Source organism: Cyanobacteria bacterium GSL.Bin1 (genome assembly GCA_009909085.1).
GTDB lineage: Bacteria > Cyanobacteriota > Cyanobacteriia > Cyanobacteriales > Rubidibacteraceae > Halothece.
In genome coordinates this window covers 1-8,554 of the sequence record JAAANX010000110.1, presented here as the reverse complement: position 1 = coordinate 8,554, position 8,554 = coordinate 1, and the positions used below count along the sequence as shown (strand labels likewise).

At 43.3% G+C, this 8,554-nt stretch carries 8 protein-coding genes; 2 read left to right on the top strand and 6 right to left on the bottom strand.

The annotated features are described in order from the left end of the window. Positions 1-188: 188 nt before the first annotated feature. The 5 genes from GVY04_14820 to GVY04_14800 all read right to left on the bottom strand — a co-directional run bounded on the left by GVY04_14820 (position 189) and on the right by GVY04_14800 (position 5,570). Positions 189-794 carry an NAAT family transporter gene (locus GVY04_14820; GenBank protein NBD17357.1) on the bottom strand — a complete coding sequence of 202 codons (606 nt, stop codon included), beginning with the start codon at positions 792-794 and terminating at the stop codon, positions 189-191. An 87-nt stretch (positions 795-881) separates the two neighbouring features. Beyond that, positions 882-1,310 carry a universal stress protein gene (locus tag GVY04_14815; GenBank protein NBD17356.1) on the bottom strand — a complete coding sequence of 143 codons (429 nt, stop codon included), beginning with the start codon at positions 1,308-1,310 and terminating at the stop codon, positions 882-884. Between the two features lie 23 nt (positions 1,311-1,333). Continuing rightward, positions 1,334-2,842, bottom strand: a complete 1,509-nt coding sequence (gene nhaC / locus GVY04_14810; GenBank protein ID NBD17355.1) for a Na+/H+ antiporter NhaC — start codon at positions 2,840-2,842, stop codon at positions 1,334-1,336. A 332-nt stretch (positions 2,843-3,174) separates the two neighbouring features. Beyond that, on the bottom strand, positions 3,175-4,527 hold the full coding sequence (locus GVY04_14805; protein ID NBD17354.1) for a 16S rRNA (cytosine(967)-C(5))-methyltransferase: 1,353 nt from the start codon (positions 4,525-4,527) through the stop codon (positions 3,175-3,177). 53 nt (positions 4,528-4,580) lie between these two features. Continuing rightward, positions 4,581-5,570, bottom strand: a complete 990-nt coding sequence (locus GVY04_14800) for a cysteine synthase A (protein ID NBD17353.1) — start codon at positions 5,568-5,570, stop codon at positions 4,581-4,583. Between the two features lie 335 nt (positions 5,571-5,905). Here GVY04_14800 and GVY04_14795 point away from each other — a divergent pair, with 335 nt between their 5' ends. Together GVY04_14795 and GVY04_14790 are read left to right on the top strand one after the other, a co-directional pair. Then, on the top strand, positions 5,906-6,874 hold the full coding sequence (locus tag GVY04_14795) for a hypothetical protein (protein ID NBD17352.1): 969 nt from the start codon (positions 5,906-5,908) through the stop codon (positions 6,872-6,874). A gap of 59 nt (positions 6,875-6,933) precedes the next feature. Beyond that, entirely contained in the window at positions 6,934-7,512 is a 579-nt protein-coding gene (locus tag GVY04_14790; protein NBD17351.1) for a hypothetical protein, read from the top strand. A 31-nt stretch (positions 7,513-7,543) separates the two neighbouring features. On the opposite strand, the gene GVY04_14785 is transcribed toward GVY04_14790, so the two are convergent. After that, on the bottom strand, positions 7,544-8,407 hold the full coding sequence (locus tag GVY04_14785; GenBank protein ID NBD17350.1) for an EamA family transporter: 864 nt from the start codon (positions 8,405-8,407) through the stop codon (positions 7,544-7,546). Positions 8,408-8,554: the final 147 nt, after the last annotated feature.

Sequence of the window (8,554 nt, the reverse complement as noted above, 5' to 3'; positions counted from 1 at the left end):
ATCATAGACTTTAATCAATTTAACAAGGGGATTTTTTACGGAGTCAGATTTGACTGTGTATTGATCGATGGTTTACTTACTGATGGTTAGCCTCGATCGCGCACTTTTTCAGTAAGCCCTAACCAGAGTTGCCCGTCCCATTCCCTTTGAATCCTCGAAATTGGAGAATTGTTCTTAGTACGACCAAACTAAATAAAATATTGTCGAATTCCGGCTAAGATTGTCTCTGTTGCTAAAGCAGCAACCAATAGACCTAAGATCCGAGTAATCACGTTGACTCCTGTACGCCCCAACCCTTTCTGGATGAGATTGGCCGACAGTAACGCTAGGTAGGTGATCAGTAATACGGTTAGTAGTGCTAATGAGGTGATGAGCTGCTCCATTGCGCCAAACTTTGCCTTATCCGTTAACAAAACGATGGTCGTAATTCCCCCAGGTCCGGCAATTAAGGGGGTTGCTAACGGAAAAACAGCAAGATCAATAGAAGATTCGGGATCAGTTGATGCGGAATGTTCTCCCTGACTAAGCACCATCTGTAAGCCCACAATGAGTAACAACAAACCACCCGCAACTCGAAAAGCTGGCAAACCAACATCTAAAACTGCCAATAACATCTGACCAGCAATGAGAAACCCGAATAAAACAATTGTCGAAATGCCCACTCCTAAAAGTGCAATTCTCTGGCGGCTCACTTGAGGCTCTTTTTGAGTGATGGCAATGAAAATTGGTACCAGTCCAACAGGGTCAATAACTACAAACAGTGTTGTCGCGTCTTGAAGAAAATGTTGAAGCATAACAACCTCTGTCGATCAATAAAATTGTTTATATCATAAATACAAGGCAAGTGTCATGGCAGTCTTTTAATGGGCGCTTCTGTCTAGCTAATGACCATGGAAAAACATCACATCACAAGCGGCATGACGATTGACACGGCTTTCCATCGTGCCTAATAAATAGTCTACAGGTTCGGGGCGATCCGCATTGAAGAAAATTAAATCCACTTGCTCTTCTTCTGCCACTGCTAAGATCTGTGTGTGAGGTAAGCCGTATCGGATCATAACACTGTCAATCAACTCATCAGGAAGATAGCGAGTTGCAAATTCATCTAAGGCTGCTATGGCTTTGGCATGAGCTTTCTCTGCAAACTGTTCCGGGAGTAATGGACTAACAAAGTAAGCTTGGTAATCGGGCATCACGGTCATCACTAAAAACTGTCCTTCCAAGGCTCTGACATAGGCAACAGCTCGCTCCAAAAAGCTCAATTTAGATCCAAGTTGGTTGACATCAATATAAAGTAGAACTTTCCGCATTTTGGTGGTTTTGAGGCTCAGGTTTAATCAGGAGAACCAGTTGGTTCTGAAACGATCATCTCGGTATCTTGCAGTGCCTCCACACTAATCCGTGCAATGGTTAGATTCGCTGCCGCCAGCAAAACTGAGATCACTGGACTAAGAAGATTAAAAAAGCAGAAAGGAAGATAACTTAGGGTTGACACTCCCAAAACGCCAGAGTGAAAGGCTGCCCCAGAATTCCACGGAATCAGCACCGAGGTTACTGTACCGGAATCTTCAACAGCGCGGGACAAGTTTTTAGGATGTAATCCATACTTGAGGTATGCTGAACGAAACATGCGAGCGGGAACGACAATGGAAATATATTGATCCGATGCCGTTGCATTCATAAATAGGCAGGTGACCACGGTTGAACCCACTAGCATTCCTGCCCCACGTGCCCCTGCCAGAATAACGTTCGCCAATTTCTGTAACATCCCACAAGCTTCTAGCATACCGCCAAACACCATGGCACAGATAATGAGCCAAACCGTGTTTAGCATACTGCTCATGCCCCCTCGAGAAAATAGAGAGTCAATGACCTCATTACCCGTCTCGATACTAAAGCCATTGGCGGCAATACCCATCAAAACCCCATAGGCACGGTTAAGGGAGAAACTACCGTCGATCATGCCACTTAATAATTCCCGTTGAAAAATTAATGCGGCAAGGCAACCAAGAAGCACACCTGCAATCAGTGCTGGCAAGGCAGGAACTCGCAGTGCCACCATTGTTACGACGAGTACAGGAACGGCTAGTAGCACTAGGTTAATCTGGAAGTGATCGGTAATTGTGCTTTGAACCTCCGCGATCGCGTCACTACTAAGATTGCCACCTTGATGAAAAAAACCAACAATGAGAAAGCCCAGGATAGAAAGCGTAATTGCTGGACCTGAGGTGTAAACCATATGGCGAATATGGCTAAATAGGTCTGTTCCTGCCATTGCCGGAGCTAAATTAGTTGTATCGGATAAAGGGGACATTTTATCGCCAAAATAAGCCCCGGAAATTACTGCCCCAGCAACCATACTGATCGGTACACCAAGCGTTTGACCAATCGCAATCAGAGCAATCCCAATCGTACCACTTGTAGACCAGCTACTCCCTGTACAAAGGGCTACAAGACAACTGATAATACAGCTAACAGCGAGGAAAACCTGAGGGTTAATGATTTCTAAGCCGTAATAAATCATCAGCGGAACAATGCCGCTAGCAATCCAAACTGAAATAAGTGAGCCAACTACAAACAGGATCAAAATGGATTGGAGTGCCATTGCAATGGACTTGATCACCTGCTTCTCTAGAAAGAAATAAGAAAGCTCTAGAGAAAAAATACCGATTAAGCCGGCGACAAGTGCTGCGAGAAGTAATGCCAGCTGATTGGGACCAAAGGTAGCATTATCTTTGAATAGGATAACGTTGAATACCATCAACGCAATTAGGATGCCAATGGGAATTAAGCACAAAATGAGCGATGGCTCTCGACGATTCAGATTGTCTTGCTCTTGCATTACTAAACCTTTAACGCTCATTGCCAGCTTACCTGATCACGACGCCTACTCTGGCTTAACTCCAAGAAGACTCATCGGCTTGATCAGGAGTTAAATGGAGAGACCAGACTGATCAAAGGGGGTGACCTAGAAGTTCAGTGGCTACGATTACTTTTATCGTTTTATCAGGCTATCACTCGCCGCAGTCTGAAATTGTTACTGGCGATACGGAGCGCTGAAAGTCTATTTGCCCAAATGGGATGCTCCCGAGTAACTCTCGCTACTTGCTAGAGGCAATCGGGTTTTTGGGATGGGAAGGCGTGATCGGTACTTTTCGGTTGTGAATTACTATTCTAAATTTTGGTGTGTCTCAATCTGACCATAAAAAAGCCATCGCTGTTGTGTTCCGTGGGAATCACTTTTAACCAACCGGACGGAGAAATCAAGGATGGCGCCGGAAACGACTCTGGCGGCGATTCAATTTGCCATTGCCGATGATTCGTTAAAAACGCTTGTATTACCTCTTCATTTTCTAAGGGATTAAGCGTACAAGTAGCGTACACTAAAACTCCGTTGGGTTTGACCCAGGTTGCCGCTGCGGTTAAGATTTCTTGTTGCAAGTTGGCTAACTCAACGAGATTTTCTGGGGTTTGTCGCCAGCGGAGATCCGCGCGTCGGTGGAGGGTTCCCAAACCGGAACAAGGGGCATCAATTAAAACGCGATCTGCTGTATTTTCAAATTGAGACAAGTCTCGCGCATCGCCAACACAAGTTTCTACGGAATGTAGTTGGAGGCGTTGGGCATTGTTAGTCACCTTTTTCAGACGACTCGCCGCGCGATCGCAGGCCCAAATCTTCCCCTCATCTGCCATTAATTCTGCGATATGAGTGGTTTTCCCACCCGGTGCGGCACAAGCATCAATCACTGTTTCTCCTGCTTGCGGTGATAATAAATAACTGACCAACTGGGCGCTAAAATCTTGAACTGTCCACCACCCTTCCCTAAACCCGGGAAGCTGTTCGATTTTGCCGACACCAGAGGAGAGTCTTAACCCCAAGGGAACAAACGGTAAGGGAGAATAAGCAATCTTCGCTTCTGTTAAGGCTTTTTCTACAGTTTCTCGGGTGGTTTGTAAGGGATTAATTCTTAAATCAAGGGTGGGAGATTGATTAAACCAATGTCCTAACTGATCGGCTGTTGCTTCGCCAAACTCATTACACCAGAGTTGGATAATCCAATCGGGAAAGCTATGTTGAATTCCCAGTTTCTGAATCGTGTCATCCGGTAACTGTAAAGGATCGCCCTTGCTGTCTCGTTGCCGAATATATTGGCGTAAAATGCCATTCACCACCCCGGAGAGTTTCCCTAAACCATTACTTTTTGCTAGTTCTACACTCGTATCCACCGCCGCTGAGGGGGGAACCTGTGTGAGATAGCGCAGTTGATAGAAGCCCAGTTGCAGAATTAAGCGGAGTTTGGGCGGTTGTTGAGAGGTAGGTTTACTAGCAAATTGATCAATGAGGGCATCGAGGGTGCGTTGTCGCCGGACAATACCATAGACCAACTCACTCGCTAAGCCATAATTTTGGGAGGAGAGGGTCGATTGAGATAAAGCGCGATCGAGCGCTACTTCTGCATAAGCGCCTTTTAAAATTACATCACGCAGCGCATACAACGCCACTTGCCGAGGATTAGAATTGGTCATTGGTCATTAGTCATTTGTTATTCAACACCCTCTCTCCTCAAGTGTCTGTCTCACTAAAAATATTGTTCGACGCCAGCGAGCAAACCTTTTTCCGCTAACCATTGCTTGTTATACAAACGAGACTGATAGCGCGTGCCACTATCGCAAAGGACGGTAACAATGGTTTGACCGGGACCCATTTGTTTGGCTAATTGGTAAGCCGCTGCCACATTAATGCCCACAGAACCCCCCATAAAGAGTCCTTCTTTATGGAGCAACTGATAAATCATTTTGACACAGGTGGGGTCATCAATTTGAATTGCATCATCAGCTGGTGCGCCCTGCATATTTGCCGTAATCCGACTATTCCCAATCCCTTCAGTGATTGAACCCCCTTCCGTATGAATCTCACCCGTTTTTACATAACTGTATAAACCACTCCCCATGGGATCGGCAACGATACATTGAATCTGCGGGTTGACTTCCTTAAAGAACATCGAAGCCCCGGCATAGGTGCCACCGGTTCCGGTCGATGCAACCCAAACATTGACTTGACCCTCAGTTTGTCGCCAAATTTCGGGACCCGTGGTTTCATAGTGGGCTCGTCGGTTGGCTACATTATCAAACTGGTTGGCCCAAATTGCATTTTCTGTTTCTTCTGCCAGGCGTCCTGAAACTTTAATATAATTGTTGGGATCGCGATAGGGAACCGCCGGAACCGTCCGGACTTCTGCCCCGAGGGTTCGTAACGCATCAATTTTTTCTTGAGATTGGGTTTCGGGAATAATAATCAGGCATTTATAGCCCTTGGCATTGCAGATATGGGCTAAACCAATGCCAGTATTGCCAGCGGTTCCCTCCACTACGGTTCCGCCGGGTTTGAGTAAGCCTTTTTCTTCTGCATCTTTAATGATATAGAGGGCGGCGCGATCTTTAACGGATCCGCCAGGATTCAGGAATTCTGCTTTTCCTAAAATTTCGCAACCCGTCTCGTCGCTTAAGCGGTTGAGACGGATGAGGGGCGTATTCCCAACTGTACCAACAAAGCCTTGTTTAACGTCCATTCTGTTTTAACATGATCAACTTATCTATCTTCCATTAGACCAATTCCACTGTCTCCTCGCAAATCGGATTCTGCGAGTGCTTTAATCCCCAAAAATTTCCATAGATTATGCTTGGAGACCGGGTGTGATTATCTTTTGGATTTTCTATTACCGCAATGATCACTTTTTTGATCCCTGCTCTTCACAAAGAATTCACCTCAAAATTGCTCCATTTTTCAGTATGTTCCGTTACGGTTTTGAGTGACGAATTCCGCTTCTTTTTCGGTTGTAATCACACTGCTTTTTTTATCAATACCCGTAATAATTAAACCTATCTTCTCTAATGTTGATTGCCGATGAAACCCTCGCTATTCCTGACCAGTACTTTCAGTTTTATTTTAGGTATTTTAGTTTACTTTTCTCTCCCCGCGATCGCTGCTGAGAATTCCACCTCACTCAAGATCGCCACTTGGAATATTGAAAACCTCAGACCGAACTCCAATAAAGATTTTCGTCAACTGCAAGATTACGCGGAATTATTAGATGCAGATGTGATTGCCTTACAAGAAGTCGATGGCGTAGAAGCAGCCCGAAAAGTTTTCGATGAAGCCGATTATCAGTTCTTTTTCTCTCGTCGCACTCATCCTCAGCGAACCGGGTTTGCGATGCGTCAAGGCATTAGAGTTGAGCAAAATCCCGATTATGAAGCCTTAGATGTGGGTGATGTTCGTTATGGAACGGATATTACCGTGCAAGTCGGTGAAGACCAAGCAATCCGAATGCTATCGGTTCACCTCAAATCAGGCTGTTTTGAAAGAGACCTCACGGGGTCAGTTCGAGGCGGTTGTATTAAATTGAAACAACAATTGCCGATTTTAGAAGAGTGGATTGATCAGCGAGCACAAGCAGAAATTCCCTTTGTCGTAATGGGCGATTTTAATCGTCGTTTTAATCAAATTAATGATGACTTTTGGCAAGAAATTGATGATGGCAATCCCATTAATGCGGATTTAATTAAAGTCACTGAAAACCGTCTCTCAACTTGTTTTAATGGGCAATATCCCGACTATATTGATCATATTGTTTTAGACCAAATAACAAATCAATGGTGGGATCAATCTTCTTTTGAACAAGTTAATTATAATCAGCCCCTGTCTCGTCAAGATCTCCTATCCGATCATTGCGCGATCGCGGTGTCTCTCAAGATTCCAACGACTCCTTCTGAACCGTCTCCTCAGGAACCGTCCCGCACTGAGTTATTAGAACGTATCCGGAAGGCAATTGAAGAACTCAAAGCAATTGAATCAATCTTAGAAACTGATTAACCTTAGTTATTAAAACCACTTTTAAAGGTGGGATGAGTTGACCATAAAATATCGAATTCATGTCACGAGAAACTAAGCTATTTATTGTTACAATTGGTGGAATTTTAATTGTTACTATTCTTCTGTTAATGTTTCGCCCTGAATTTAGTAACAGTATTAATTGGAAACCATTTAATGAATCTAATATCGGCAGTCAGATTGCAATCCTGATTTTTATTTCTCTCGCAATTGAAAGCTCTCTAGAAATTTTTATTAGCAATTTTCGTGCAGTAAATAAACTAGATTTACAGGATAGAATTGATTTTCTAGCTGCTAAAAACGAGCTAAACTTAGAAGAAGAAAAAGAATTAGCAACAAAACGGAAAGAACTCAGAAAATATCGGAATCAAACCCAAAAAATTACGAGCTTTGCGGGACTGTTTCTCGGGTTTAGTGTTGGCTTAGCTGGTGTGAGAATATTACAACCGTTTGTCCAAGAGCTCAATTTATTAGGCTGGCAAAGAATTCTCTTCCATACAGTCGATATCTTACTCGCAGCAGGGTTATTATCAGGTGGGAGTAGTGGCATTCATCGTATTACAAGGCTTTATAAAACGTTTACTAGTTCAGCGCAGCAAAAGTTAAATAATAACGAATAGTTAATTAAATTTGCATGAGAGATGATGCTTTTTAAGCTAATGTAATTAAAACAACACCCATAACCATGACAGTTGCCCCTGCAGCGCGTTCTTTTAATCCTTTCTCTTTAAAGATTAAATGTCCCCATAATACGCTGAGTAAGGCACTCATCCGCTTAATTGAAATGACATGAGCCACTAACGTTAAACTAATGGCTTGCATTTGACACAGGACGACTAAACCTTGTAAAAATCCAATGGGAACTAAGGTCGGTAAATTGGTAACCACTTGCTGTAAGCTATTACGAGATTTATACAACATAATGGGTAGCATCCCAATCGTAATATAACTATAGTTAGCAATTGCCCAAAATGTTGGAGAAGAATTCTGCACTCCCACCTTATCTACCGTTGAACTTAAACTCCAAATCAAAGCCACCAGTAACATTAACTGCGATCCTCTTTCTTTGAGTAGTGCTTGGAAAGGAGCCCACAAACTTTTGTGTCTTTGGTTTAAGTTGAGAATATAGGAACCCGTAACAATAAAAAAAATGCCTATCGCATCAATTAAAGTCGGTTGTTCTCCGACAATAAGGGGAGAAGTAATTAATAAAAATAAAGGGGTAAATGTAACTAAAGGAACAGCCAAAGATAAGTCAGCTAATTTTAATGCTCGAATGTAAAGCAACATCGAAATCACATTAAAGCTTCCTCCAGCAATGAGTGCCCAAATAAAGTTGTCGCCCAATTCAGGAATGTCAATGATGCCTAATAAAGGGAGCATTAAAGGGAGGGTAAAAAAAATCATTGACCAAGCAACGACATATTCATCTAATGTTTTTAAACCGCGTTTACTCGTAACATCTTTTAGGGACTCAAAGAGTGCAGTTAACGTTGCAAAAATAATCCAAGCCATAGTTTGATTAATAAAGCATAGCTTCAAATTAACATACTGTTAAAAAGTAAGGATTCAGGGATAAGGGTTGACAGGAGTCAAAAAAGGGTTAAGCTGAAGCCATGATGATGAGCCAAGAGCACTCGTTCCCCAAGGCGGAAGAACTGA

What these genes read in the sequence shown, in the direction of transcription:
- GVY04_14820 (NBD17357.1), bottom strand. Translation starts at nt 794, where the DNA reads ATGCTTCAACATTTTCTTCAAGACGCGACAACACTGTTTGTAGTTATT.
- GVY04_14815 (NBD17356.1), bottom strand. Translation starts at nt 1,310, where the DNA reads ATGCGGAAAGTTCTACTTTATATTGATGTCAACCAACTTGGATCTAAA.
- nhaC (NBD17355.1), bottom strand. Translation starts at nt 2,842, where the DNA reads ATGCAAGAGCAAGACAATCTGAATCGTCGAGAGCCATCGCTCATTTTG.
- GVY04_14805 (NBD17354.1), bottom strand. Translation starts at nt 4,527, where the DNA reads ATGACCAATTCTAATCCTCGGCAAGTGGCGTTGTATGCGCTGCGTGAT.
- GVY04_14800 (NBD17353.1), bottom strand. Translation starts at nt 5,570, where the DNA reads ATGGACGTTAAACAAGGCTTTGTTGGTACAGTTGGGAATACGCCCCTC.
- GVY04_14795 (NBD17352.1), top strand. Translation starts at nt 5,906, where the DNA reads ATGAAACCCTCGCTATTCCTGACCAGTACTTTCAGTTTTATTTTAGGT.
- GVY04_14790 (NBD17351.1), top strand. Translation starts at nt 6,934, where the DNA reads ATGTCACGAGAAACTAAGCTATTTATTGTTACAATTGGTGGAATTTTA.
- GVY04_14785 (NBD17350.1), bottom strand. Translation starts at nt 8,407, where the DNA reads ATGGCTTGGATTATTTTTGCAACGTTAACTGCACTCTTTGAGTCCCTA.